Source organism: Brevibacterium aurantiacum (assembly GCF_900169065.1).
GTDB lineage: Bacteria > Actinomycetota > Actinomycetes > Actinomycetales > Brevibacteriaceae > Brevibacterium > Brevibacterium aurantiacum.
This window is the reverse complement of sequence record NZ_FXZB01000010.1, coordinates 48,193-73,891: the sequence shown is the minus strand read 5'-3', so window position 1 is coordinate 73,891 and position 25,699 is coordinate 48,193. Positions and strand designations below refer to the sequence as shown.

The following is a 25,699-nucleotide window of genomic DNA, read 5'->3' as shown; positions in this document are numbered from 1 at the left end:
GAAATCGGGGTCCTGGTTTGAAACATCGTGGTCCATTCAACACGATAGATGAGACACTCCCACAGTACTGCTTCAGGAAAAGTAAGGATGACGCGTGCTCACACTGAAAGAGGTTTCCCTGCGCAAGGGAAAGCGAACTTATCTCGACGAGGTGAGTTTCACCGCGCAGGCAGGCCGGATCACCGCAATCGTCGGATCCCGTTCAGCCGGTCGGACCGAGCTGGTTCGCGTCATCATGGGGCTGATCTCGCCCGATGAGGGCACGGTCAAGCTCGAGGACTTCGAGCTCGACTTCGGCGATCGTCAGAACTTCGGATATCTGCCCGCCGAGCGCGGCGGCTACCCGAACATGCGCGTGATCGATCAGATCGTCTACCTGGCGCGTCTGCACGGCATCACGCTCGGAGCAGCGGAGCGCAATGCGCTGACGCTGCTCTCGCGTCTCGAGCTCGCCGATCGCGGCTATGCCCCGCTGAAGAACCTCAGCGGCACCGAGATCGCCCGCGTCGACATCGCAGCGACCCTGGCCGCCGATCCCGATGTCGTCATCATCGACGACGCCTTCTCCGGACTCGACTCGGAGTCAACCGAACTTGTGATGTCCCTGCTGCGTGCCCACGCAGCCTCAGGCGTGCCGGTCATCCTGGCTACCGACAATTGGGAGGCCGCGCAGGCCCATGCCGACGACGTCATCGTCCTCAGCCAGGGACGGGCCAGCGTGTCCGGCAGCGTGGCAGAGCTGCGTTCGGATGTGAAGTACCGGGTGGAGCTCTCCGACGCCGAGGCGGCTGCTAAGACATTGGAGAAGCGCGCGGACATCAGCGACGTTGCGATCCTCGATTCCGCCGACAACGTCATCAGCTTCCGGGCCGCCGATGCAGGTGCGGCCGCACAGACCGTGGCAGCACTGAATGGTGTGAAGAGTTTCGAGAGTGTTCGCCCGACATTGGCCGAGCAGTACAAGGAGGCTTTGTGATGGCAGGCAAGGACGAAGGCCAAGACGGGGACTCCCCAGAGCCACAGGTGTCGAAGGGCACTGCGGGCGAGAACATCGATGACCTGGGCACTCCGGTCGGCGACGACGTCACGGTGACCGACAACGATGGCGACACAACACAGAGCACCGGCACCGGTGCGAAGTCGGCCAAGAAGGCCTCAGCGGCTCGGAACGGCAAGTCGACGAAGAACGCCAAGGGCGCAAAGCCAGCTGCGACTGCCGATGATGATGCTGCCGACGCAACCGATGCGGCTGATGCCAGCGACGCTGACGCAGTGGCGGCCGACGACGGTCTCGACGAGGTTCCGTTCGAACTTGCCGAGGACAAGCCCTCCGCCGACGAGCTCCCCGAGACCGGATTGGTCTCCGAGTTCGTCGACGTGAACAAGCGCCAAGCCGCGTGGCTGGTGTCGAACCGAGAGAGCACGACCGCACTGCGCAGTCCGTTCTTCCTGGTCACCGGCGCGGTCATCGTGCTAGGTATCCTCGCTGCGATCATCTCCGGCGTCGTCGCCGGATCCGACGCGAAGTCGGGTACTCCGACCATGGCCATGGTCGGAGTAGGCGAACAGGCTGCCATGTACGAGCAGCAGCTGGGCGTGAAGATCACCGACGCAAAGGACGCTCAGGCTGCAGAGAAGCTGGTCAAGGAGGGCAAGGTCGACGCGGCCTTCATCCAGGACCCCAGCGGACAGGCACAGCCGACGATCATCGCCTTGGACGAACAGCCCGAGGCACTGCTGGAGAAGCTGGCGCCGAAGACTGAAGCGACACTGCTGAACGCGCCGGCAGTCGGAGCAGAGATCGCAACTCCGCTGCTGTGGGGCATGGCAGTGTTCGCGCTTCTCGTGGTGGCCACCCTCGGCACCGCGCTCTATCAGAACCTGCGTCTGGAGAAGCGCAACCGGATCACCGAGATCATCGCGGCGACGATCCCTCCTCGCGCCTCGGCCTCGGGTCGGATCACGGGCATGCTGTCCCTGACGGCTGTGCACCTGGTGATCGCGATCGTTGTGGCAGAGCTCGGGCTCTCCATCACGGGGAAGACCTCCTTGGCATTCGCCATGCTGCCCGGGCTGGGCTGGTTCGCACTGACCCTGCTGTTCACTGCCTGGACCATCTACGCGCTCCTCCTGTGGGCATCGACTGTGGCTGGCAGCACGGCACGCAAGATCTTCGTCTCGATCATCGGCGTCGTCACCGTGGCCGGCTTCATCGCTCCCGTCATCATGGGAGCCTCCGGAATGGTCGCCAAGGTGCTGTCGTGGACTCCGTTCACCTCGCCGTTGGGAATCGCCGGACGCTTCTTCGCAAGCCCACCTGAATGGTGGGAGGGCCTGGTTGCTGCGGCCATCGCAGCAGTGGTGGCGCTCATCGTCCACTCCCTGGCCAGCAGTGCCTACGTTCGCGCGGTGCTCACCGGCGGCGGACGCGGCGGCAAGACCGTGAAGATGAGCAAGCGTGCACAGAAGGTCTCCGTCGGCGCAGCCGGTAAGAAGGAGACCGATTCGAAGGATGCTGCCAAGGATTCGGACTCGGACGACGTGGTCGATTCGGACTCCGCCGACACCTCGGCGGATGAAACCGATGACAAGAAGTGACTGAGGACAGCGCGTCGGAGTCGAACGCGCCACAGGTGGGGGTCGGTCCGTGGACCGGCCCCTGGCCTGTGTCTGAGCACTTCGATCCCGAGCTTCTGGCTGAGGGCGATCGGCGCAATGTCGTCGACAAGTATCGCTACTGGAAACTTGAGGCGATCGTGGCCGATCTCGACGCCACGCGGCACGAATTCCACGTCGGTGTTGAGAACTGGCAGCACGACCTCAACATCGGTTCGGTCGTCCGGACGGCCAATGCCTTCAACGCAGCCGCAGTGCACATCGTGGGCAGACGGCGCTGGAATCGGCGTGGAGCGATGGTCACCGACCGGTACCAGCACATCATCCATCACCCGAGCATCGACGATCTTCTGCAGTGGTGCACCGACAATGACGTACCGCTGATCGGGATCGACAATTTCCCGGATTCCGTGCCGCTGGAGACCTACGACCTCCCACGCCGCAGCCTCCTGCTGTTCGGCCAGGAAGGTCCTGGGCTGAGCGAGGAAGCACATCAGGCGAGCACTGCGGTGCTGTCAATCGCCCAGTACGGTTCAACGAGGTCCATGAACGCCGCGGCCGCGGCAGCGATCACCATGCACTCCTGGATCCGCCGTCACGTCTACGACCAGCCGGTGAACTGAAGGGCTGCGGGCCTCCGGACTGACTGCCTCCGGCCCGCGCGACGGCGGACCGGCGTACCGGCGGGGAACGAAAACAGTGGACGTTTTGTGCTGATTCCAGGGATGGAATCAGCACAAAACGTCCACTGTTTTCTCTAGCTGATCGCTGTTGGTGCTCTTCCGCTTCAGGCTGAGTGCGTGAAGCGGAAGAGCGTCAGCTGCCTGACCTCAGTTGAGGTCGGCGGCGTGCGGCTCGATGAGGCCACCGATCTCGGCGAGCTCGGCGGTCAGCGAATCGGCATCGTCGAAGGTGCGCGAGATGACGGTGAGTCGCTTGGCGTAGTGGCCGATGGGGTACTCCATCGTCATGCCGATTCCGCCGTGCATCTGGATCGGCTCCTGGCTGATGTTACGCGCAGATTCGTCGATGACGATCTTGGCGGCGATGACATCACGGTGACGGTCCTTCTCGGATCCGGTCTCCTCGGCGGTGACCGCGAGGCGCGAGTACAGAGCCATGCTGCGGGCGTACTCGAGTTCGGCGTAGAGGTCGGCAGCACGATGCTGCAGAGCCTGGTTCGCGCCGATCGGGGCCCCGAACTGCTCGCGAGTCTTGAGGTACTCGGCGGTCATCGTCAGCGAGGCCTCCATCGCGCCCACGGCCTCGGCCATGATCGCGGCGTTGGCGGTGTCGAGAAGCTCGGCGACGACCTCGTGAGCATCGGCGCCATTGAGACGCTGCGCCGGGGCATTGTCGAACTTCACGCTGGCGCTGCCAAGGCCATCGGCCTGACGGTGCGCAACCCGGCTCACGCCATCGGCATCGGCTGCAACGAGGAACAGGCCGAGATCGCCGTTCTCCACGGCGGTGACGATGAGGTGATCGGCGACATCGCCGCCGAGGACGCTGTTCTTCTCACCGGTGAGGGTGACCGCTCCATCCGCGGCGGCTGCAGCTGTCGTGGAGGGGGTGGTGAGTGAGTAGCGCTGGTTGGGTTCGAGCCCGGCGAAGGCAAGGAAGGTCTGACCCTCGCACACTGCGGGCAGGATCTCCTGCTTCTGCTCTTCGCTGCCGGCGGCGAGAACCGCGTTCGCTCCGAGCACGGCGGTGGCGAGGAACGGTTCGAGCACGAGAGCTCGGCCGAATGCCTCGAGGACCACAGCCACCTCGGCGAAGGTCATTTCGGCTCCGCCGTAGTTCTCCGGGATCGCCAGACCAAGCAGGCCCATCTCGGCGAACTGGTTCCACTGGTCGCGGGAGAAGCCCTCCTCGCTCTTAAGGATCGCTTCACGTGTGGCGGTGTCGTATTCGGTGCGGAGGTACTTGTTCAGCGTGCTGGCAAGTTCCTGCTGAATGTCGTTGAGTTCTAGATCCATTGTCGTCCTCTTCTTAAGTGTCCTGTAGGTCGATCCGGTGCGCCGAGGCGATCGAGTGATCGCAGGGCCGCGGCACCGGTGACAACCTCAGAGACCAAGCAATGCCTTGGAAATGATGCCCCGCTGCACCTCGGACGAACCGCCGTAGATGGTGACCTTGCGGGTGTTGAAGTATGCGGGCAGCGCGTCGACTGCACCGAGCGGAAGGTCGGACAGGCCCGCTCCCTGCACACGGTCGGCGACGAAGTCGAGGCCCTGTGGACCGAGGACGTCGACGAGGAGTTCGCTGATGTCCTCCTGCAGCTGAGATCCCTTGAGCTTGAGCACGGAGGAGCGTGGGTCCGGCTTGTCCGATCCTGCGGCCTGGGTCGAGAGGATTCGCAGCTGGGTCATCTCGAGTGCCGTGAGTTCGGCCTCGATGCGGGTCAGTCGTGCGGAGAACAGCGGATCGTCGAGGAGGGTTCCCCGTGCCGTCTTCGTCACCGCGGCGTAGGCCTTGGCGCGGGCGAGATTGACCTTGGAGCCGCCGATTCGGGCGATGCCGGTGCGCTCATTGCCGAGCAGGAACTTCGCGTAGGTCCAGCCCTTGTTCTCTTCGCCGACGAGGTTCTCGACCGGAACCTCGACATTGTCGAAGAAGACTTCGTTGACCTCGTGGCCGCCGTCGATGAGCTGGATCGGGCGAACCGTCACACCTGGGGACTTCATGTCGATGAGCAGGAACGAGATTCCGGCCTGCTTCTTCACATCGGGGTCGGTGCGGACCAGGTTGAAGATCCAGTCACCGTACTGGCCGAGGGTCGTCCACGTCTTCTGTCCGTTGACGATGTACTTGTCGCCGTCGCGGACAGCGGTGGTCTTGAGCGAGGCGAGGTCCGAGCCGGCATTGGGCTCCGAGAATCCCTGGGACCACCAGATGTCGATGTTCGCCGTCGCGGGAAGGAAGCGCTCCTTGATCTCCTGCGAGCCGAAGGTGGCGATGACTGGGCCGACCATCGAGACGTTGAAGGGCAGCGGCTGCGGAACGCAGGCGAGCTGCATCTCTTCGAGCCAGATGTGACGCTGCACCGGGGTCCAGTCCTGGCCGCCCCATTCGACGGGCCAGTTCGGCACGGCGTAACCGTGCTGATTGAGGATCTTCTGCGAGGTGACGAGGTCGTCCTTGCTCAGCTCCTGGCCGGTTGCGACCTTGAAGCGAAGCTCCTCGGGAATCTCTGTGCGGTAGAACTGACGCATCTGCTGCGCGAAGTCGCGCTCTTGTGCATTCAGCAAGGTATCCATGAGTTCTCCTGAGCGATCGTTAAGTAACTTAGCTCCATAGTACGTTTCGGTGTTCAGGCTCACAAGTGCTCGGGAGGACTTGTCTTCGCGGCCAGTGTTCTGCGCGCCGCGCGTCGCTGTGCGTCACCGACTCTCGATCGCGAAATCGTCGACTCGCTCAGGCTCTGGGGGAACGTGTCTTTCGCGGCTCCTGCGAGCAAGCCCGCAGAATTCAACGTGGAATATCCCGCGGGTCAGAAGAGGGGGCGAAACTACCGCTGTCAATTGTCCAGTCGATGAATCCAGCGTGCAGGGTGAAGCGTGCAGGGTAGAGGTGGCACTACGACTGTGAATGCAAGCAGCAGGCAGGAAGGGCTCGTTGCTGAGAGTGCCCATCCGGGGCGGGCTGGCGCTGTCGACTGGGGAGGGCTGCCGGCGCTCGCCAGGAAGAGCACCGTGCCACTCCGCCCGGCGTCGTTCTTGCCGGTTGGCAGCCTTGGGTGGTCGGCCGTCGGTTGCGGCAAGGATGCTGGACAGTGTCTCAGCATGCAGAATCGCGAAGTTGAGAATCGTCTGAGGTTCGTGCACAATCGGTGCATTGTTGTGTAGCAAGACAGTTATAGTTGCAGTCCCTTAACGATCCCCTACTATCGCGGTCATTACGATCCCCCATCGGTGACAATCAAGGAAGCTTCTGAATCTCCTTCAGCGAGCTCACTGGTCGTCAGTCCGCGAGTTGCCACAGCCGACGGTTCCGCCAGTGCTCGAAAGCTCTACGGGTCGAGAGCCGGCGGAGTTGCGGTGACATTGAAAGAAGTACGAATGTCGGAACCCGGTCTCTCCCCTTACGGCCGCACTTTTGGTTATACGGAGGAAGTCTCCGTCGTCAGACAGACTTTGGCGAACCCGAATCGGTTTGGCTGCCTGCTCCTCGGCCCGGCAGGCATCGGCTGCACCACTGTGATGAGTATGGCCCTGGCGCAGGTCGAAGCGAACACGCCGATCTATCGCCTCCGTGGGTCGGAGCAAGTGCGCGATCGCGAACTGGGAGTTCTTGAGATCTTGTTGTCCCAGGCCGGAGTGGGCACGGAGGTCGGAGTCGGGGCGGCACTGTCGATGGTGGCAAAGGTTATTGCTCAGGATTCCTCGACCTCGATTCCGATCGTTCGCGTGGACAATGCCAACCTGGTCGACGAGAGTTCCCTGTCCGTACTGTGTCACCTCGCCGAGGCGAGGAAGATCAGACTGGTTGCCGGTGCCGAATCGGTCCGTGCACCCGTCGATATCATCGCCAAACTGTGGCTGACGGGAAAACTGACGAGGATCGATCTGTCCGGCCTCGACGAGGGGGCGATCGCTGCGCTGGCTGCAACTTCGAAGCAGAACACCAAGTCGGCGGCCGAGTTGTATCGCGATACCGGAGGCAACCCACGGCTGCTCAACCATGTCCTGTTCGGGCAGGAGCAGATTCAGGCCCAGGACCGTATCCTGTGGAACATCTCCGAAGAGCTCAAGCCCATCGTTGAGATCTTTGCCGTCACCGGGGCGATGCCCTATGGCGCTCTCTCCGCCCTCTGCCCATGGGAGAAGATCGATGCCATGGCCGATGCGGGAATCGTGACCATGACGAAGGGCAGGGACGCGGCTGTCATGATCGCCGAACCCGTGATTGCCGAGACCCTGCGCTCCCAGATGATGCCTTCGCACAGCCTGAGACTGTTCAATGCTCTCGACAAAGTCGTCGATATCGGGCTGCTCGAAGGCCAGGCACTCTTCGGCTACCTCAGATGGGCACTCAGGTTGGGCTATCAGCGGCCCGCGGACTATGTCTACAAGGCCATGGTGTGGGCGAATTCGCGCGGCAGATATGAGGACACGGCCATGCTTGCTCGAGCCTCGCAGTATGAGAGTCACGAGATGCGGCTTGAGTTCGTTCGGGCCGAGAAGGGCCTTGGAAACATCGAATCGGCCAATCGCCACTTCGACCAGTTGCTCGAAAACCTTGATATCGAGCGGTCGGCGTCCCGCCTGCTCTCCAGGGTCGCCAGCATGGACTTTCGGTTGACGGATCCGCGCACCCCGGGGCGGCTGCGGACGGGGTGGATCCGCAAACAGCTGACCTCTCCTGTGGACCAGGGCCGCTATGGCTCCACCCAGGCTCGATTCGAGCAGCGAGGCGGTCGTCTTATCGCGAGTCGGAATCTGGCAGAGAACGTCTACCGCACGCATGCCTGCCAGACGAGGCACCGTCTGCGGGCGTGCGCCATCCTCGGGTTCGACGAGGTCTGCCTGGGCCAAGTCGAGACGGGTCTGCACTACATCAGGCAGGCCGAGCTGATGTTCGAACTGCCCGGAGCCACGAGCTATGAGATAGAGGACGCCGCGCCGCAGCTCTTCGTGTCCCGCTACGTTGCTGGTGACTGGGAGGGCGCAAGAGCGGCACTGAAGGTGGTCGACGCCGGAGAACGGATGCGTGACTTCATCGGTGCGCTCGTCGACATCCGCACCGGACACCCGGCAAGGGCGCAGGTGGCTCTGGCCGAGGTGCTGACGCAGAGCCATGAAGAGGACTTCGTCGACATCGTGAGGATCGGTCGAGCGGCCAAACGGTACGCCGACGCCCTGCTGGGCAAGAATCTGCAGGCCAGCGACCTGCCCGACCAGTCGCAGGTGGAGTCCCGAGTCGACCGCTACGCGTGGTGGTCGGAATTCGAGTCCCGGCTCTACGACCTGCAGACCTTAGCGCTGACTCGCCCCGAGAAGGCAGCGGAGCAGCTCTTCGAACTTGGGTGCGCGCAGCTGGATCGAGAGGCTCTGGCCGTCGCCGCCGGTGCCTTGATGGAGGCGGCTCGTCTCGGACATAAGCGGGCCGCAGAAGAACTCGGCCGGATTGCTCCGCAGATCCAAGGGGCGCTCGGGCACCTGGCCTCAACGATGTCCCGCGCGCTGCTCGAGGGCAGTGCGGGCGCACTTCTCGACGCGGCCCAGGAGAGCCTGGAGTTCGGATCGGCCATTGTGTGCTCGGACCTGGCCAAACTCGCGCAGAAACGAGCCGTGGCGGAAAACGACCGCAGCGCCGTCCGGCGTGCGAGGATACTCGTCGGCAACAGCACACGCACCATCAGATTCAACGCCGCCGATGCTCGCATGGATTCCGTGCTCTCCGGGTTCGAGCGCAGACTCGTCGACGGCGTCGTCGATGGCCGCAGCAGCCAGGAGCTCGGGGAGGCCCATCATCTCTCGGCGAGAACGATCGAATGGCATCTCGGCCGCATCTACCAGCGCCTGCAGGTGGCCAACCGCCGCGAACTCAGGGCCGTCGCCTCGACGTGGAAGGCGCGGGCATGACCGAATTCGTTGATGCCACACTCTTCGGTCGGCAAGTCGAGCTCACAGCAATCGAGAGCGCGCTGCGAGACAGCTCAAGTGCCGGGGTTGTCGTCGAAGGCGATATGGGCATGGGCAAGACCGCGCTCGCCTCGGAGATCCACCGGCGCCGAGGTGGGGGCGAGATCTGGGTGCGCGGGGACCGAGTCCTCCAGCGGGTGCCCTATGGTGCTTTCGGCCTCTACGTCGATCTCAACGCGGACTCTAACGATCTGTTGGTGCGCGTCGTCAATGTCTTCCGGAACTCCTCCGAGGCCACCCCCGTGGTCTTCGTCGACGACGCCCATGAACTCGATGAGTCGAGCCTCAGCACTCTGTCTCAGCTGGCCACCGAGGGCAACATCAAGATCGTCGCCACCCTGCGCCCACCGGTCGATGACAGTCCTCGGCCGTTCAGCGATCTCGTGGCCGACCATGTCCTCGACCAGGTCACGCTCGGGGCGCTGAGCATGTCGGACTTCTCCGCGATGATCGAGCACCACCTCGGCGGGATCGTCTCTCAGGGTGCACGTGACGTCGTCGATTTCCAATCCGGTCGGGTACCAGGAAAGGTCATCGAACTCCTGCGGTACACGAGGAGGAAGCGGCGCCTGCTTGAGAGGCAGGGAGTGTGGCTTCTCGACGGTCTCGACCTTGACTATGACGAACGGGCACGAGACGTCACCCGCCTCCACCTCTCCCGCTATTGCGAGCAGCAGCGTGCGGCACTCGAACTCGTTATCCTGGGCGGTGAGGTCGAGGTCGGAATCATGCTCGCAGCAGGACTCGGCGAAGCAGCGGACACGCTCGTCGCGGCGGGCGAGCTGGGTCTTGTCCAAGACGGCGTCCGTTCCTACGCGGCGATCGAGAACCACTCCTCGAAGACGATCAGATATACGGTCCCGGTGGGACGCAGCCGTGAGATGTTCGACTTCGTCGACCGCTTCGATGATTCGCCCTCTGAACGGGCGCGCATGCTCCGTGCCGATTGGAGCCTGAGCTGTGGTGCGAGGATCTCCGCACAGGACTTCGTCGACGCTGCCCGTATCGCGGTTCGACTCGGTGAGTGGCAGCGGGCCTTGCGCATCCTCAACGAATTGTCCACCGACGGCATGGCCGCGCACGAGCTGCTCGATCTGGGGCAGCTCTACTGTGATGTCAACAAGGTTCCGATCGGGCTCGACGTGCTCGCTCAAGCCGTGGAGAAGGCCTGCTGCACCTCCGTCGTGCTCGAAGTGTTCGCTGTGTGGATGTTCAGGGACTTCCACCGAGACTCCCCACCGCTGGGAATCGAAGACTTCCGCAGTGCCCTGAACAGACTCGAGACACGCGGCCCCTGCCACGAGTCAAAAGGCATGGACGCCGAACGGGCACGGCAACTCATCGACATGCTGTTTGCGAATCGGTGGGAGTCGCTCTCGGACGGCAGCAAAGAGCTGCGCCGATGGGCGAGCGAAGCGGATGTGCCTGACGGGCTGCGCCTGTGCATCGGCCTGAACAAGGCGGTGAAGGAACTCGAACTCGGTCGAAGCGAAGATGCCCTCAGAGCCCTCGCGGAAGTCGAAGGGCAGGCAGGCAACGTCGGCACCGCCTACCTGCTCTACGTCATGCTCAAGACGAGAGCACTGTTGCAGGAAGATCGGGCCGACGAAGCCAGTGACCTGTTGGCCGAGGTCATCAGCTACGATCTTGCCTATTTTGCTGCCCGGAGCGGGCCTGCCGACCTCATGTGGACACGGATCCACGTTGAACGCGGTGAGATGGCTGCGGCCACGCGAACGAGCTTCGCTGCCGTCGAGGCCCTCGACTATTGGAACCAGAACCAGTTTCTCCTCCTGGCTCTAGCGGAAGCCGAGCACATGGCGGTGCTGAGCGGGAACCTCGCCGCCGCGGATGACTTTGATGCCAGATATCTCGCTCTGCCGGACAGCAACGCCTACATCGAAATTCGCAGAGCCGCGGTCCTGCGCTTGGCCGCCAGAGCCAAGTCGACGGAGGACCCCGCCTACCGGGAAGAGATGCGCACGCTGCTGTGCGATTCAGAAGACGACGCCTCTCACGAGATCGCGGCGATGATCAGGATCGAGCTGTTCCGCCACTTCGGTGAGTACGATGCCGAGGCGATGGCAACTCTTGGCAAGGTCGGTGCCGGGAGGGACTGCCGGCTGCTGGGAGAGCTGGGGCCCGCCCTTCGTGACCGCGATGAAGACGCCCTCGCGACGGTCGCCAAATCCATGGAGACGCGAATGCCTGATATGGCTGAGCGGTGCCTGGCCATGGCTCGCAGTGGTGGGCACAGGTCGAATGGTGCCGGTTCCGGCGGTCCGGAGACCGGAACACATTCAGCCGGCGGCAGCCTGACCGGACGAGAGCGGCAGATCTCTCGACTCATCGTCGCGGGGATGACGAATGCGGAGATCGCCGATGAGCTCGGCGTTGCGGTTCGCACCGTCGAAGGCCATACCTATCGGATGTACCGCAAGCTCGACATCTCCTCCCGCGACCAGGTTGCCGAGGCACTGGAAAAGGTTCAGCCGAACCTCTAGCTCTGCTTCACTCAGCTTTGATCGGCGCCGACATCAGGGTCCGGCAAATGTCACGGTTGGCATTCGAGTAGCCCGTTGTGGCCTGCGGCACATTTCGGGTACCTGCAATCAGCACAGGCGAATGACCACTCAATGACTGAGTAGTGACCTCCCGTAGTCAGCGGCAGGTGATCGAGTAGAGCCTGAAACTGATCCAGTAGTGACCACCTGATGACCGAGCCGAATGGTCGACAAGATGAGTCACATGCTCATTCCCTCACCTTTCTGCTCTGTCGGCGCACGCCCAGAATCCCCACTTGCGGCAACCCATTCTCCGGAGCTCGTCCGATGACCGCAGAGGCTCTCTCTCACGTCAGCGCCGCCGCTGGTTCGTTCTCCACCACCGCGCGCGGCACCCGCTCAGACCTGCCGGATTCCGTCTACGCCAGCCGTCGACGGATGATCCTTGCTGTTGCCCTGCAGACCGTCATCACCGTCTTCGCTCTGGCCATCGTCTACTCACTCACAAACGGCCCCGCGGCCGCGTGGATCCTCGTCTGGGGTCTGATCGATCTGTTCGCCGGCGGCGTCACTTCGGTGGGGCGGGGCGCGAGAACTGTGCGGATTCCGATCGTCGCGGCCTTTGCGGTCACCGGTGCAGTCTCCTTCTTCTCGGCTTTCACCTCGGCGGACGAAATCGGCCCCGCAGTGACGATCGCCGACGAGAACCGTGCGATCTTCCTGCTCGGGCTCTGGGGCACAGCAGCGGCCACCGCTCTCATCCGCGCTCTCATTCCCGTTCTTCTGCCCAAACGCCGCCTGCGCATCGTCACCGCGGCGAGTGGTGAATCGGAGAGGGCCGTGAGCGAAGCGGTTCTCAGTCCGCGGGCGAAGGCGGACAGCGACACCTTCGTGGCATCCGTCCTCGCCGAGGTCAGGCGCCGTGACATCGAACTCGTCGAGTTGACCTTCAGCATCGATGCCGAGTTGCTGCGCCGTCTCAGTTGGGCGCTGCGCGATCGGGACATCGAACTCTATCTCCCGATCGTCAACATCGGCCTCGATCCGACTCGGGTGCAGACTCTGAGCGCGACCGACAGCTCGGGACTGCTCATCGCCCCGTCGAGGCCAGGACTCCTCGACCGAGTCGCCAAGCGAGTCTTCGACGTTGTCGTCGCCGGCTGCCTCGTCATCGTGTTCTCGCCCCTCATGCTTGCGGTGGCGATCGCGATCAAGATCTCCATGCCGGGACCGGTGTTCTTCACCCAGACACGGATCGGCCTCGACGGCAAGCCGTTCGAGATCATCAAATACCGATCGATGATCGTCGATGCCGACGCCCAGCTGACCGAGCTGCTGACCACCCAGGGCACGGCCACGCAGCCGTTGTTCAAAGTCGATTCCGACCCGCGCATCACTCGCTTGGGACACCTGCTGCGTCGGTCCTCGATCGACGAGCTGCCGCAGCTGTTCAACGTCGTCGGCGGGTCGATGAGCCTCGTCGGTCCCAGGCCCCAGCGCGACGGAGAAGTAGCACTCTACCGCGGCTCGGACCACCACCGCCTCGGCGTGCGTCCTGGAATGACAGGACTGTGGCAGGTCAGCGGCCGCTCGGACCTCGGCTGGGAGCAAGCGCGTGAGTTCGACCTCTACTATGCGCACAACTGGAATCTCAAGAACGATCTGAAGATCCTGCTGCGAACCTTCGGCGCAGTCGTGAGAGCGGCAGGTGCCCAGTGATCCGTATCGCGCACCTTCTGCATACGACCGGCATCGGCGGGGTCGAGACCTCTGCCGATCTCGTCTCCCGCAATTCCACCGCCTTGGACTACCGCGTCTTTGCCTTCGAGGAATCCGAGCCTGCGGCAGTGGCCGCCGACGTCGTGGGGCGTGGCGTGAATTCCCCACGGTCTGTCCTCGCGCTCCTCGCTCATCTGCGTCGCTTCCGCCCGGACGCCGTCGTCAGTTCTCTGTGGCGCTCCGTCATCGTCGGCGGTCTCCACCGGCTGCGGAATCCGCGGACTCCCTGGGTCGTCTACGTTCACAGCACCCGCTACACGAATATTGCTGATTCGCTCGTCCACCGCCTTGCCTTCCGCTTCGCCGACCGCATTCTCTGTGATTCCGCGGCGACGCTGGACGCGCTGATCCCGCAACGACACAGGAGCCGCGCCGAGGTGGTGTGTCCGGATTCGGCACTGATCGGTCTCGCCCGGGATCGGGATGAGTCTGCTGACCAAGACGGTGCGCAAGACGGTCGCGCTCGATCATCTGAGGACGGCAGTGCCGCTGGTCAGCAGCCGACGCGGATCGTCTACTGGGGTCGTGTCGTCGACTTCAAGCGACTCGACCGCTCCCTTGAGCTTATGGCCGCACTCGAGGACATCGCCCCGGGAGCATTCACACTTGAGCTCATCTCCCCGGAGAGCGATCTGCTCCACGAAGCCCTTGAAACCGTGCGGCAACGTGAGCTGAACGTCAGTTGGCTGGGCTCTGGCTCGGCCGAGTTCATCCTCGACCGCGTCGCGAACGCTTCATTCTTCCTGCAGCTCAGTGAGTTCGAAGGCCTGGCGATGGCTGTCCGTGAGGCACTCGCTCTAGGCCTCGTGCCCATCGTCACTCCCGTCGGAGCCATCCGCGAATACACCGAGGACGGGCTCAATGCCCTCCACGTCGTGGGCGAGGAGAGTAAGAAGACCGCCAACGGCGCCCATCGGTCCGAAATCCCTGCAGACACCTTCGCCGAGGTGGCCCGCCGGATCCTCGATCTCAGCACAGATCCGGATCGCTTGGCCGCTATGTCCCAGGCGGCCCGCGAGGTGCCCAGCGGTGACTTCACCGAAAAGTTCGAGACCGCGTTGCTCTCTGCAGTGGGCGCAGCCTGGGCGCAGGCAGGCTCGACGGACACAGCCGGGACCAAGTCAGGGCAGGAGACGAGATGAACCATCGCACGTTCCCCAGCCCGGTTCAGTTCCTGCTCATCGGTCTCTGCGGGTTCGCCGTCGTACTCGCGCCTCTCGTGCGCAGCATTCTGCCCGAGCGGTTCCTGCTTGACGATCTGCACCTGCAGAATGCCATCGATGATCCCGGCTTCGCACCGGAGGACGGCTCTTTCCATGTGCTGGCACAGTTCTACCGTGCCATCGGGCTCGAATCTTCGCCGGCGTTGGCGAGCACGGTATCTATGCTCGTCCTCGTCATCTGCCTGCTTCTGGCCGTGGACTTCGGCCAGTGGGACCGAGCCGGACTCATCGGTGCTGGTCTCCTCGTCCTCACTGTGCTCCTCGGGTTGGCCTACCTCGCCCAGTTCACAAAGGAGTTCGTGTCCCTGCTGGTGGCGCTTGTCGTGCTGCTCGCGCTTCGGGTACCCAATGGCATCGTCCGTGCGGTTCTCATCGTCGGTGCCTGCCTGACCTATGGAGCACTCGTGCGGCCGTACTGGACCTTGGTGGCCGCTCTGATTCCGGTTGTCTATTTCGTCCTGCGGCGGATCAGACACCCGCTGATGCTCATCCTCGCTGTCGTCCTTGCCTACATCGGGCTGGCCATCGCCTTCCAGATCTTCCGTTCTGAGCCCTTGGGAGCCACACGCTCATGGGTGAATTCGGGACGTACCGAGAGCCCTGTCGCAAGCATGATCACGAATCCCGACTTCGGATCCTCCGCCGTGGCCGGAGTGGTTTCGATCCTGGTGGTCGCCTTCTTCCTTCTCGTCCCGGTCCCGCTGCTCGCCATGGGGTCGGCTTACTACCTCGTGGCCGCGGTTGCCATCTGCCTGCTGTGGACGGTCGTCGTGATCGCTATCGTGTCCGGTCGCGCCATGCGTGATTCGAAGACGGCGTGGATCGCCTCGGCGCTGGTGTCGCTGTTCCTGATCTTGGTCATCTTCGAACCGGACTACGGCTCATACCTCAAACACCTGACCCCATTCCTGCCGTTGTTCCTCGCTCTCATCCCGCTTCGGAAGACGCCTCCTGAGGGGGAGCAGCGGGAAGTGTCCACACGCTCCACGGCGGCTACCGGCCGCAGCGAAACAGAGAGCCCCGTGCGGAGCGGTCGAGCCTTCGGCCGTTCACATGAACTCGTGAAGGGACCAAACCGATGAAGATACTCCACATCACCGATGCGGCTGCCGGTGGGGTCCTCTCCTCGATCTCAGCACTCGCACGCTCACAGGCCGCCGATCCTCGCTACGAGAAGGTGGCACTGCGATACACACCGCGCTCGGACTCCCCGGGACACGAGGCCATCGCCGAGATCATGGGGCCGGGCGTGGAACTCGAACGGTGGTCGGCCACGCCACGGTTCGCCGTTGCCGGTCTCGCTCGCGGACTCCTGGCTGAGCTTCGTCGGGACTGGGATGTCATCCACCTGCATTCGTCGAGGGCAGGGTTCCTCGCACGTGTCTTCGCGACAGTGCTGCCGACGCGTGCGCTGCTCGTCTACAGCCCCCACGGTTTCGCGTTCAACCAGATCGAGTTCTCTCCACGAGCAGCTCGGATGTTCCTCACGATGGAGCGGCTGGCTCTGCGCGGCGGTCGTGACCTCGTGCTCGTCTCGGGCTCGGAGGCCGCAGTTGCGAAGCAGAAGCTGCCCGGCTCACGCACGGCGGTGCTGCCGAACGCAGTCGACGATGTGGCCTTCGCGCCCGCCGACCGGCAGCCGTCCTCGCACGACGGTCCGCTCGAAGTCGTCCATGTGGGGCGGATCCTGACGCAGAAGCGCCCTGAGCACTTCGCCCGCATTGCGGCGAAGGCTGCGCAGGAACACCCCGGACGGTTCTCCTTCACCTGGATCGGTGACGGCGATCGCAGTCTGCTCGCCGACTGCCAGGACATTACGATCACTGGCTGGCTGACCTCGGACGGCATACGACGCCACCTGTCGCGAGCTTCGATCCTGCTCTTCACCTCGGCGGCGGAGGGGATGCCGATCTCCCTCCTCGAAGCGGCGAGCATGGGTGTCCCCACTGTCGGAGCCGATGTCATCGGCGTGCGCGATCTCATCGATCACGGCGTTGACGGAATGCTCTTCGACACCGTCGATGAGGGGGTCGCGGCCCTGAGTGAACTCACCGACGATGAACGACGCGGCCGCCTTGCCGCTGCCGCTAGGGCACGGGTCGAACGGGATCATTCCCAGGCAGACCTGGCTGATCGCTCGCTGCGGATCTACTGCGACTTCATCGCCCCCGAACCAGCGGTCCGACAGACGTCGGCCGCCGACAGTCCCCATCTCAACGGGGAGAACCCGACGGAAACCCTCGCCGTCACCGACACAGGAAGAAGGTCAGTATGAACGGCCAACAGATTCTCAGGATCTTCGTCATCAGGCGGTGGTGGATCGTCGCCTGCGTGATCATCGGAGCGATCGTCGGAACCGCGCTGGCATTCACATTGCCCAGAATCTATGACGCCCGGTCCCAGGTCATCGTCTCGGTGTCCGAAGATTCAGGAGTCAGCGCTGCGGAATCAGCGACGTACATCGATGACCGGATGCCCACCCTTCTCGAGATCAGTCGATCCGTCGACTTCGCAACCGAAGTGGCCGATGCGAAGGGTATCGATCGCAGCGCCGCAGAGATCCGTGACGGACTCGATGCCACGGTCGTCCCGGAAACCACGGTGATCGAGATCCACGCGAGTGATCGCGATGCCGCTCAAGCGCGAATCCTGGCCGACCAGACCGCTGAGATCATGTCCAGATCCTTCGTCGCCGACCAGCTCGGTGCCGACAACGGCATGGACGTCTCAATCCTGCAGAAGGCCGAGTCCGACGGTGCCGCTGTCTTCCCTGACGCTCAGCGATTCCTTGTCTTCGGGGCATTGGCCGGCCTCGTCCTCGGGCTGATCGTCGCGCCGATCAGGCACGGATTCGACCCCCGAGTGCGCGATAACTCAGACATCCCCGCGATCCTCGGCGCCGAACTGTTGGCGGTTCGGATGGCCAAACCAGGACGCTCGATCCGCCGACGGATCTCCTGCGGAGGGGCGGCGACCTCGATCTCCGGGCTGCTCGCGCGCCTCGGGTTGATCGGCCGCTCCCGGGGAACCGCGAATCTGACCCTGTGCGGGGTCGGGGGAGTCGGCAACGAGCTTGCCGCTGACATCGTCGAGACCGCGGCTGCGAGCGGCATGAAATGTGCTCTCGTCTCGGCCGATCCGAAGGCCCTGAACACCGCGCACTACCGGGAATTGTCTCAGGTCACCGGGATCAGCGTCGTCGACGTGAACTCCGGTGGCGGAACGCTGACAGTGCGTGGTCTGCGTGCAGCTCTGTCATCTCCGCTCGAGCATTTCGACCTCGTCGTCTTTCTGAGCACGGATCTCGCAGCTCATCCCGAGACCTGTGGCTTCCTCGAGCTCTCAGACCTTGCGGTCGTCGTCACCACCGAATCGCCCGAGCGGGCCGATCTGCGGGCCACACAGGAACTGCTGCGTGCCAGTGATCTTCGTGCGGCCGGATTCGTCCTCGTCGACCCGCCCGCACGAGGCAACCGCGCCCAGGAGCCGAGGAACGACCTCGGCGAGGACCTGGGAGACCGGGACAGCGCGTCTGCCGCAGACGACATGGTCACGGAGGGACGTGCAGGCGAGGGCCCCGTCACCGAGGAATTCGACATGATCACGGCGCCGTCGGCCGATTCTGGCCAGGACACGGCTTCACTGCGACTCCGCCGGTCGCGCAGCACAGAAGGAGAACTGCCATGACACGCACCTATTGGCCCCGACGACTCTCTCGCCTCGGCGTGCAGAGGAACTCGTCCGTCACGCGCTTCTTCGTGCTCGGGCTCATCGACATCTTCTCGCTCATCATCGCCTGGGTGATGATCGTCAAGTGGACGGCTCATGCCGAAGGGCCGACTGCTCTGGCGGTGCTCGGCTCGATCATCCTGTGCCAGCTCGTCATCGGGTCTGCGCTCTCGCTCTACCGCAACCGGTATCCGATCGGGTCGGCACTCGAACTGCGCCGGCAAGGAATCGGTGCGCTCATCGTCACGGCCCTCGGCACCGTCATCGCAGCCGTGTCCGAACTCAATTACGAACTGCCATGGTTCCTGCTCGCGATGCTCACCGCTCAGGTGCTCATGATCGCAGGCAGGCAGGCACTGCGGATGTGGCTTGACAGCCGGTTCCGACCGCAGAGCGGCCAGCATGTGGTCGTTGTCGGCGCCGGCGAGGCCGGCAGCGCCCTGATCTCACAGATGCTCGGCGACCCGAACAGCGGCTACATTCCCGTGGCGCTGGTCGATGATGATCGGGCGAAGTCGAAGTCGGTCGTCCATGGTGTCAAGGTCAGCGGCAACATCGCTGACATTCAGTCCGTCGTCGACGACCACGGGGCCGACGGCGTCATCGTCGCGATCGCCCAGGCCCCCGCCGAGGTGTTCGCCGGTCTCGTCGCCCACCTCGATCTGAGCCGGACCTGGGTACGGACGATCCCGTCGCTGGCCGACCTGCTGTCCGGAGACGTCGAACTCGCAGGAGTGCGGGATCTCGACGTGGCCGATCTCATCGGTCGTCAGGCGATCAGCTCAGAGCCAGAGCAGATCGAATCGCTGATCAGCGGAAAGACCGTGATGGTGACCGGTGCCGGAGGATCGATCGGCTCTGAGCTCGTCCGCCTCATCTCCAAGCATTCGCCCGGTCGGCTGATCATGCTCGACCGCGACGAGTCTGCGTTGCACTCCCTGTGCCTGAGCATGGACGGCCGGGCGCTCATGGATTCGGAGGACCTCGTGCTTGCCGATATCCGCGATGTCGATGCGCTGACCGATGTCTTCGAGAGCACTCGACCGCAGATCGTGTTCCATGCCGCAGCGCTCAAGCACCTGCCGATGCTCGAGCGCTACCCGGCGGAAGGGTGGAAGACGAACGTGCACGGCACGCTCAACGTGCTCCGCTGTGCCGAAGCAGTCGGCGTCGAACGCTTCGTCAACATCTCCACCGACAAAGCAGCCAGCCCGAGCAGCGAACTGGGACGCTCGAAGTTCCTCGCCGAACGTCTCACCTCGCACTTCGCCGAGGAGACCGGACGCCCCTATGTCAGTGTGCGATTCGGCAATGTGCTGGGCTCGAGGGGTTCGGTGCTCATCTCCTTCGCCGACCAGATCCGCCGCGGAGCTCCGCTGACGGTGACCCATCCGGAGGTGACCAGATTCTTCATGACCATTCCCGAGGCCTGCGTGCTCGTCCTCAGCGCAGCCTCGGAGGGTCGACCGGGAGAGACCATGGTCCTCGACATGGGACAGCCCGTCAAGATCGTCGACATCGCACAACGGATGATGACGATCGCCGGACGCTCGTGCCCGATCTCGTACACCGGTCTGCGTGAAGGGGAGAAGCTCCACGAAGATCTCTTCACCCCTTCCGAAGGAGCACAGCGGACGGAGAACGGCCGGGCCTGGCACGTGGCGATCGCGGCACTCGAGCCCGCGTTCCTCGACGGGCCGCAGGCAGAACGGACCGACATCCGCGAGGCCTATGAGAGCTATGTCGTCGACGCACCCTCTGTTGTCGAGGCCGCGGTTGCCGAGGAGCAATCGTCGGCGGCTGCGGAGGCTCCCGCGCTTCCGTCACCTTCAGCGGATATCGCCCACAAGCCCACCGCGCCCGCGGAACCCGTCGTGTCCGTCAATGCTGCCGCCCGCCTCGGCGATGGCATCCCGATGCTCAAGGAGAAGATCCGATGAACGAAACCATTCCCCTGTGCGTCCCCTCCGTGGGGATCGCCGAAGAGGCCGCGGTGTCGATGGCGCTGCGTTCGGGGTGGGTCGCCCCGGCGGGACCCCAGGTCGACGCCTTCGAGGCCGAACTGGCCGAATTGACCGAACGGCCGGCGGCGGTGAGCGTGAGCTCGGGAACGGCTGCCCTCCACCTCTCCCTGCTGGCCGCTGGAATCAGCGCCGGCGACGAGGTGGCGGTGGCAACACTGACCTTCGCTGCCACGGCGAACGCGGTGGCCTACATCGGAGCGACTCCTGTATTCATCGACTGTGATGAATCGGGACTGATGTCGCCCGAACTGCTGCGCCTGGCTCTGAGCGAGAGGGCGGCCGCAGGCCGTCCGATCCGCGCGGTCGTGCCCGTCGATGTCTACGGTCGACCCGTCGATCATCCTGCCATCGCCGAGGCGGCCAGGGACTTCGGTGCCATCGTCGTCGCGGATGCGGCCGAGTCCATTGGGGCTCGGCTCGGAGGGCGCCCCGCGGGATCCTTCGGGGATTTCGCCGCGCTGTCCTTCAACGGCAATAAGATCATCACCACATCCTCGGGCGGAGCGGTCCTGTGTCCGGACACCGACGCCGCCGAGTACGTGCGGTATCTGGCCACACAGGCGCGCCAGCCTGTGCCTCATTACGAACACACGGAGATCGGGTACAACTACCGACTGTCGAACATCCTGGCCGCTCTGGGCTCTGCACAGCTGGCCAGGCTGCCTGAGATCCTTCGGGCCAAGCGGTCCATCTATGAGGCCTATCGGAACATGGCGGAGAGACTCGACGGCGTAAGCGTCCTCGATGCTGCCGAGGGCAACTGCTGGATGAACGCGCTCATCCTCGACTCCGAACAGGATGCTGCAGAGATGGCTCGAAATCTTGCCGAAGTGGGGATCGAAACCCGCCCGGTGTTCAAGCCGATGCATCTGCAGCCCGTGCACTCGGGCAGCGACCCGTCCTATATCACGGGGCGGGCCGAAGACCTGTTCCGTCGCGGAATCGTGCTGCCTTCGAGCACCGACCTGAGCGCTGAGCAGATCCACCGTGTCACCGATGCCGTCACCGCCGCCTGCACCTCAAGGAGCCGAGTGTGAAGACAGAATACTCACGTGCCTTAGTCATCGCCCCTCACCCCGATGACGAAGTCCTCGGTGCCGGAGGCACGATGGCGGCACTGGCCGCCCACGGCTGCGAGGTCCACGTCCTCGTGGCCTCGCAGGACATGCCTCCGCTGTACCTTGCTGACACGGCAGAGAAGATCCGTGCCGAAGCGCAGAGGGCGCATGCCGCACTCGAGGTCAAGACCACCGAGTTCCTGCCGCACCCTTCAGTCGAGCTCGCGCGGATGGGCGTTGCCGAACTCAACTCGGGAATCCAGGAGGCAGTCGACCGTCTCCAACCGGATCTCGTGCTCGCCTCATTCCCCGACCGCCATCTCGACCACAAGGCTGTATTCGAAGCCGCAATGGTGGCGACGCGGCCTGTGGGCTCGGGTCTCGGAATCGCGACTGTGGCACTCTACGAGACGATCTCGGAGACCCACTGGAATGCTCCGCACATCGAGGCGGATTTCACCCCGGACTGGTTCATCGACATCTCGGATCACATCGATGCCAAACTCTCGGCCTTCTCCGCTTATGCCTCCCAGGTCCAGGACTATCCCGGACCGCGGTCCCTGCGCGCTCTCGAAGCCTTGGCGACCTTCCGCGGCAGCCAGGTCAGCCTCGAATTTGCGGAATCCTTCCATACTGTACGACGCATCACCCGCGCCGAAAGCTGGCGGAACGCATGAGGCTCAAAGCCGGATTGCGTGGGATCGGCGGCGATGCTCTGGCCGTCGGACTCGGCCAACTGGCTGCCTTCATCTACCCGATCATCAGCCTGCCGATGCTGACCAGACTGCTTGGGGTCAACGCCTTCGGTCGTGTGGTCATCACGGTTGCCGTGCTGCAGCTGCTCGTCCGTCTCTGCGACTACGGATTCTCTGTCAGCGCGGTGCGCAGGATGGCGATGGCCAAGAGCGAGCGCGAACGTTCGGAGGTCATCTTCTCCACCCTGCTCGCCGTTGTTCTGCTCTGGAGCACCGGGGCCTGTGTACTTCTGCTTGCAGTCTCGATCATTCCCTCAATGCGCGATGACTTCGTGCTCTACCTCGTCGGCGCGGTGGTCATCCTCGGCGGAATCGGATTCCCCTCGTGGCTGTTGCAGGGACTGCGTCGGCTCCGGCTGTTCGCGGTGATCACCGCGGTCTCGCGCGGGCTGGCCCTCGTCGGTCTTGTCCTGACGGTGCGCAGCCCAGACGACATCGAGTGGGCGATCGCCTGGCAGTTCGCTCCGCCGACGATCGCGACCCTCATCGCGTGGCCGATCCTCGCGCCTCGGGCTGTGAAATGGGCGGCGCCCAGTCTGAAGGCGGCACGCTACGCACTCACGGATGGCAGGCATCTCTTCCTGTCCTCCCTCGCCCAGAGTCTGATGGGGTCGGCACCCGTCGTCGTGCTCGGTCTCATTTCGACCCCCGTCCATGCCGCGCACTACGGTGCAGCGGAACGCTTCGGCAATGCTGGACGCGGCGTCCTCTTCACCGTCACCGATGCGCTGATGCCACGGATGGTCGACGCTCGCAATAGGAATTCCCGTGGCGCGAGCTCACCCGCAGTCATCATGTCAGCGATCTTCACCCTCTTCGCGGCCGGAGGGATCGTCCTCCTCATCGCAGCACCATGGTTCGTGCCCTGGTACCTGGGCCCGGGATACGACGATGTCGTGCCGACGACTCAGATCATCGGCTTGGCTCTCGTCGCCAGCGGCGGGATCGCCGTACTGATGCTCGACCTCAACTCGCAGCGACGTTATTCGCAGACCGCTGCGGCGATGATGTGCGGGGCCATCGTCCACATCATCATCCTGGTGCCGATGGCCATGGCCTTCGGAGCCATCGGCGCGGCATGGGCGCTGGTCCTCGGTGAGCTCTTCATCACCGCAGTCCTCTTCGTTCTGCGATGGCGGGGACGCAAGCCGGGGACTGACACCCCCGAGATTGCAGACAATCCCGAGCTGGCTGACGCCCAGCCCACGAACCCCAGAAACAACGACACTGAGAAGGAGCCTGTCGATCATGACGCTTGAGTCCATGACGCCGCAGCAGATCACCGACGCCACACGTAATCGGGCGGTGACTGTCATCGTGCCCGCCTACAACAGCGCCAAGACTCTTCCGCACACCCTGGACTCGCTGCTCGCGCAGACGAATGCGAACTTCAGCGTCCTTGTCGTCGACGACGGTTCGGAGGAGGAGATCCTTTCCCTCCTGCCCGAGGATCCGCGTTTCCTGGGGTACCGCCTCCCGCACAATCAGGGATACGCTGCGGTGACCAACCATGCTCTCGATATGGTCGCCAGCAGGTGGGTGATCTTCGTCGATTCCGATGACACGATCGAGCCCGAATGCCTCGACATACTCGTCGAACGGGGAGAGAAGGAGGACTCCGATGTGGTGGTCCTGCCGCTCAAGGCGATCGAGCCCTCCGGCGCGACAAGCATCGGACCGTTCGTCGACGTCGAATCGCCGTTGCCCGCGAACGAGGCGCTGCGCCTGTTCATCGACGGTCGACTCCTGTTCAACCAGCATCTGCTGTTCCGACCGAATCATGTGCGGTCTAAGGACAACACCTACAGCGACCTCAGCTTCACATTCAATCTGCTGAGCACCGTAACGACGGTCAGCTTCGAACCCCGCCCGATGTACAACTACTTCCTGCACGCAGGGTCGGTCACCGCTGAGCTGCGTCCGACGATCTGGGACCTCGCCACCGTGCTGGGTGACATCGAGGATGCTCTCAATTCCGTCTACTCGGGACGGGCTGCCGTGGAGACGATGCACCGTATGCGCTGGATGCAGCTGAACTACATGATCAGCAAGGCTGCCGGGGACACCGAGTCCCCGCAGCTGCGCTCGGACGTCTATGACTGGTGCAGGAAGGAGATCCGGTTCTCCCACGTCGTCGATGCACTGAGGACCCGGCATACCGGTCGGGGACTCTCCTTGGCACTTGCCAGGACGAGTCCTGGGGTCCACAGCATGGCATATCGAATGCGCAGCAGACTCAAAGAGCGTGCGGAATGAGAGCTCGTCCCGCACTCACCCGTCGACGCGCTCTGCTCGGAGCGGGAATTCTCACGCTGGCGCCCTTCGTGGCCTCGTGCGGGACCGGGTCGAGCCCGGTCGGGAAGATCGGTTTCACCCTCAGTGCTCCACAGCCCGGCCTGCAGGACTTCGAACGTGACGTCCGACGGGTCAGAAAGCTCGGTGCCGGGTGGGTGCGGTTCGGCGTTGTCGGTCACCAGGTGCTGAGATCCTGGTCGGACCAGGGGAAGGTGGTCTTCGACCCCGACCGGCTGTCGGCCTACGACGAGGCCTTCGACCTCGTGGACTCTCTCGGCCTGGGCGTCTGTCTGCTCACCGTTGACGGCGCCCCTGCCACAGGCAACACCGAAGAGTACTTCGAGACCATGGATCAGTACTGGAGCACTCTCAGCGAGCGCTTCGGTTCAAGGACTTCCGTGTGGCAGGTCTACAACGAGGTCAGCGACACCGACTTCAGGAGTGCTGCCGCGATCACCGGCGACTTCGATGAGTATCTGTCTGACCTAGACGAGGCCCTCGGCGTGGCCAGAGAGTCGATCCATCGGCATTCGCCGGATGTGAAGATCACAACAAGCGCAAGCGGCTATCCGGTCAACGATGAGAGGGAGGCGGACTGGCTGAGATTCTTCTCCGGGGTCCGGAAGAATCTCGATATGAGCACGATCAATCTCTATCCGGTGGTCTCCGACGAGGCGATCTCATCCCTGCCGGAGCGACTGAGACGGTTGGAAGACTCTGCCGGTCTGCCCGTGTCGGTGGGGGAATTCGGGCTTCAGACCGGCCCGGAGCTCTATACGGAAGACCAGCAGGTCGAATCGCTGACCAAGTCGATCGATGCCTTCTCACGCACACGAGCCGATCCGGTCTTCGTCTACAGGCTGCGCAACGACGGAGCACACAACGATGACGGCTTCGGACTCTATGAAATCGACGGCAGCCCGAAGTCCTCAGTCCCGAAGGTCGCCGCCGCCATCGCCGATCACTACCCGAACGGATGAGCGATGTCACCGCCGTGCGAAGAGCGTCGCTGGGGACGCTATCAGAGGGAACTGCCCCAATGGGCGGCGACTGTGAAAGGTCGGTCGTG

General features: G+C 63.6%; 18 protein-coding genes. 16 read left to right on the top strand and 2 right to left on the bottom strand.

What is annotated here, in order from left to right; translation table 11 throughout:
* The first annotated feature begins 94 nt into the window (after nt 1-94).
* Genes BAUR9175_RS08400 through BAUR9175_RS08390 form a run of 3 tightly spaced genes read left to right on the top strand, consistent with a single transcriptional unit; the run spans nt 95 to nt 3,239 of the window.
* On the top strand, nt 95-976 hold the full coding sequence (locus tag BAUR9175_RS08400) for an ABC transporter ATP-binding protein (RefSeq protein WP_009881823.1): 882 nt from the start codon (nt 95-97) through the stop codon (nt 974-976).
* On the top strand, nt 976-2,598 hold the full coding sequence (locus tag BAUR9175_RS08395; protein ID WP_009881822.1) for an ABC transporter permease: 1,623 nt from the start codon (nt 976-978) through the stop codon (nt 2,596-2,598). Before BAUR9175_RS08400 ends, BAUR9175_RS08395 begins: the two co-directional genes overlap by 1 nt.
* The gene (locus BAUR9175_RS08390; protein ID WP_009881821.1) at nt 2,595-3,239 is read left to right on the top strand and encodes a TrmH family RNA methyltransferase; all 645 of its coding nucleotides are present in this window, start codon (nt 2,595-2,597) and stop codon (nt 3,237-3,239) included. Before BAUR9175_RS08395 ends, BAUR9175_RS08390 begins: the two co-directional genes overlap by 4 nt.
* A 207-nt stretch (nt 3,240-3,446) precedes the next feature.
* On the opposite strand, the gene BAUR9175_RS08385 is transcribed toward BAUR9175_RS08390, so the two are convergent.
* Both BAUR9175_RS08385 and BAUR9175_RS08380 read right to left on the bottom strand, forming a co-directional pair.
* The gene (locus tag BAUR9175_RS08385; RefSeq protein ID WP_101583489.1) at nt 3,447-4,595 is read right to left on the bottom strand and encodes an acyl-CoA dehydrogenase family protein; all 1,149 of its coding nucleotides are present in this window, start codon (nt 4,593-4,595) and stop codon (nt 3,447-3,449) included.
* An 87-nt stretch (nt 4,596-4,682) separates the two neighbouring features.
* Nucleotides 4,683-5,876, bottom strand: a complete 1,194-nt coding sequence (locus BAUR9175_RS08380; RefSeq protein WP_009881819.1) for an acyl-CoA dehydrogenase family protein — start codon at nt 5,874-5,876, stop codon at nt 4,683-4,685.
* An 801-nt stretch (nt 5,877-6,677) separates the two neighbouring features.
* Between BAUR9175_RS08380 and BAUR9175_RS08375 the strand changes: the two genes are divergently transcribed.
* The 13 genes from BAUR9175_RS08375 to BAUR9175_RS08315 all read left to right on the top strand — a co-directional run bounded on the left by BAUR9175_RS08375 (nt 6,678) and on the right by BAUR9175_RS08315 (nt 25,610).
* Nucleotides 6,678-9,203, top strand: a complete 2,526-nt coding sequence (locus BAUR9175_RS08375; RefSeq protein ID WP_035278171.1) for a helix-turn-helix transcriptional regulator — start codon at nt 6,678-6,680, stop codon at nt 9,201-9,203.
* A complete protein-coding gene (locus BAUR9175_RS08370; RefSeq protein WP_009881817.1) occupies nt 9,200-11,767 on the top strand; it encodes a LuxR family transcriptional regulator in 2,568 nt (855 codons plus the stop codon). The genes BAUR9175_RS08375 and BAUR9175_RS08370 overlap by 4 nt, the downstream gene beginning before the upstream one ends.
* A gap of 327 nt (nt 11,768-12,094) precedes the next feature.
* Nucleotides 12,095-13,486: a sugar transferase gene (locus tag BAUR9175_RS08365; protein ID WP_009881816.1), complete on the top strand. Its 1,392-nt coding sequence runs from the start codon at nt 12,095-12,097 to the stop codon at nt 13,484-13,486.
* A complete protein-coding gene (locus BAUR9175_RS08360) occupies nt 13,483-14,688 on the top strand; it encodes a glycosyltransferase family 4 protein (protein WP_009881815.1) in 1,206 nt (401 codons plus the stop codon). Before BAUR9175_RS08365 ends, BAUR9175_RS08360 begins: the two co-directional genes overlap by 4 nt.
* Entirely contained in the window at nt 14,685-15,851 is a 1,167-nt protein-coding gene (locus BAUR9175_RS08355) for a hypothetical protein (RefSeq protein WP_101583487.1), read from the top strand. Before BAUR9175_RS08360 ends, BAUR9175_RS08355 begins: the two co-directional genes overlap by 4 nt.
* Nucleotides 15,848-17,044 (top strand): glycosyltransferase, encoded by a 1,197-nt coding sequence (locus tag BAUR9175_RS08350; RefSeq protein ID WP_009881813.1) that lies wholly within the window; start codon nt 15,848-15,850, stop codon nt 17,042-17,044. The genes BAUR9175_RS08355 and BAUR9175_RS08350 overlap by 4 nt, the downstream gene beginning before the upstream one ends.
* Nucleotides 17,041-18,456 (top strand): YveK family protein, encoded by a 1,416-nt coding sequence (locus tag BAUR9175_RS08345; RefSeq protein ID WP_009881812.1) that lies wholly within the window; start codon nt 17,041-17,043, stop codon nt 18,454-18,456. Before BAUR9175_RS08350 ends, BAUR9175_RS08345 begins: the two co-directional genes overlap by 4 nt.
* Nucleotides 18,453-20,438 carry a nucleoside-diphosphate sugar epimerase/dehydratase gene (locus BAUR9175_RS08340; RefSeq protein ID WP_101583485.1) on the top strand — a complete coding sequence of 662 codons (1,986 nt, stop codon included), beginning with the start codon at nt 18,453-18,455 and terminating at the stop codon, nt 20,436-20,438. The genes BAUR9175_RS08345 and BAUR9175_RS08340 overlap by 4 nt, the downstream gene beginning before the upstream one ends.
* Nucleotides 20,435-21,559, top strand: a complete 1,125-nt coding sequence (locus BAUR9175_RS08335; protein WP_101583483.1) for an aminotransferase class I/II-fold pyridoxal phosphate-dependent enzyme — start codon at nt 20,435-20,437, stop codon at nt 21,557-21,559. The genes BAUR9175_RS08340 and BAUR9175_RS08335 overlap by 4 nt, the downstream gene beginning before the upstream one ends.
* Complete coding sequence (locus BAUR9175_RS08330; protein WP_101583481.1) at nt 21,556-22,257, top strand: PIG-L deacetylase family protein; 702 nt, start codon at nt 21,556-21,558, stop codon at nt 22,255-22,257. The genes BAUR9175_RS08335 and BAUR9175_RS08330 overlap by 4 nt, the downstream gene beginning before the upstream one ends.
* Nucleotides 22,254-23,594 carry a lipopolysaccharide biosynthesis protein gene (locus BAUR9175_RS08325; RefSeq protein WP_101583480.1) on the top strand — a complete coding sequence of 447 codons (1,341 nt, stop codon included), beginning with the start codon at nt 22,254-22,256 and terminating at the stop codon, nt 23,592-23,594. The genes BAUR9175_RS08330 and BAUR9175_RS08325 overlap by 4 nt, the downstream gene beginning before the upstream one ends.
* Nucleotides 23,584-24,591, top strand: coding sequence for a glycosyltransferase family 2 protein (locus tag BAUR9175_RS08320; RefSeq protein WP_101583478.1), 1,008 nt, complete (start codon nt 23,584-23,586; stop codon nt 24,589-24,591). Before BAUR9175_RS08325 ends, BAUR9175_RS08320 begins: the two co-directional genes overlap by 11 nt.
* On the top strand, nt 24,588-25,610 hold the full coding sequence (locus tag BAUR9175_RS08315; RefSeq protein WP_101583476.1) for an alpha-amylase family protein: 1,023 nt from the start codon (nt 24,588-24,590) through the stop codon (nt 25,608-25,610). Before BAUR9175_RS08320 ends, BAUR9175_RS08315 begins: the two co-directional genes overlap by 4 nt.
* Nucleotides 25,611-25,699: the final 89 nt, after the last annotated feature.

Coding starts and splice junctions, on each gene's coding strand:
- BAUR9175_RS08370 (WP_009881817.1), top strand. CDS start 9,200: ATGACCGAATTCGTTGATGCCACACTCTTCGGTCGGCAAGTCGAGCTC.
- BAUR9175_RS08380 (WP_009881819.1), bottom strand. CDS start 5,876: ATGGATACCTTGCTGAATGCACAAGAGCGCGACTTCGCGCAGCAGATG.
- BAUR9175_RS08315 (WP_101583476.1), top strand. CDS start 24,588: ATGAGAGCTCGTCCCGCACTCACCCGTCGACGCGCTCTGCTCGGAGCG.
- BAUR9175_RS08340 (WP_101583485.1), top strand. CDS start 18,453: ATGACACGCACCTATTGGCCCCGACGACTCTCTCGCCTCGGCGTGCAG.
- BAUR9175_RS08335 (WP_101583483.1), top strand. CDS start 20,435: ATGAACGAAACCATTCCCCTGTGCGTCCCCTCCGTGGGGATCGCCGAA.
- BAUR9175_RS08345 (WP_009881812.1), top strand. CDS start 17,041: ATGAACGGCCAACAGATTCTCAGGATCTTCGTCATCAGGCGGTGGTGG.
- BAUR9175_RS08320 (WP_101583478.1), top strand. CDS start 23,584: ATGACGCTTGAGTCCATGACGCCGCAGCAGATCACCGACGCCACACGT.
- BAUR9175_RS08365 (WP_009881816.1), top strand. CDS start 12,095: ATGACCGCAGAGGCTCTCTCTCACGTCAGCGCCGCCGCTGGTTCGTTC.
- BAUR9175_RS08385 (WP_101583489.1), bottom strand. CDS start 4,595: ATGGATCTAGAACTCAACGACATTCAGCAGGAACTTGCCAGCACGCTG.
- BAUR9175_RS08395 (WP_009881822.1), top strand. CDS start 976: ATGGCAGGCAAGGACGAAGGCCAAGACGGGGACTCCCCAGAGCCACAG.
- BAUR9175_RS08325 (WP_101583480.1), top strand. CDS start 22,254: ATGAGGCTCAAAGCCGGATTGCGTGGGATCGGCGGCGATGCTCTGGCC.
- BAUR9175_RS08350 (WP_009881813.1), top strand. CDS start 15,848: ATGAAGATACTCCACATCACCGATGCGGCTGCCGGTGGGGTCCTCTCC.
- BAUR9175_RS08375 (WP_035278171.1), top strand. CDS start 6,678: ATGTCGGAACCCGGTCTCTCCCCTTACGGCCGCACTTTTGGTTATACG.
- BAUR9175_RS08355 (WP_101583487.1), top strand. CDS start 14,685: ATGAACCATCGCACGTTCCCCAGCCCGGTTCAGTTCCTGCTCATCGGT.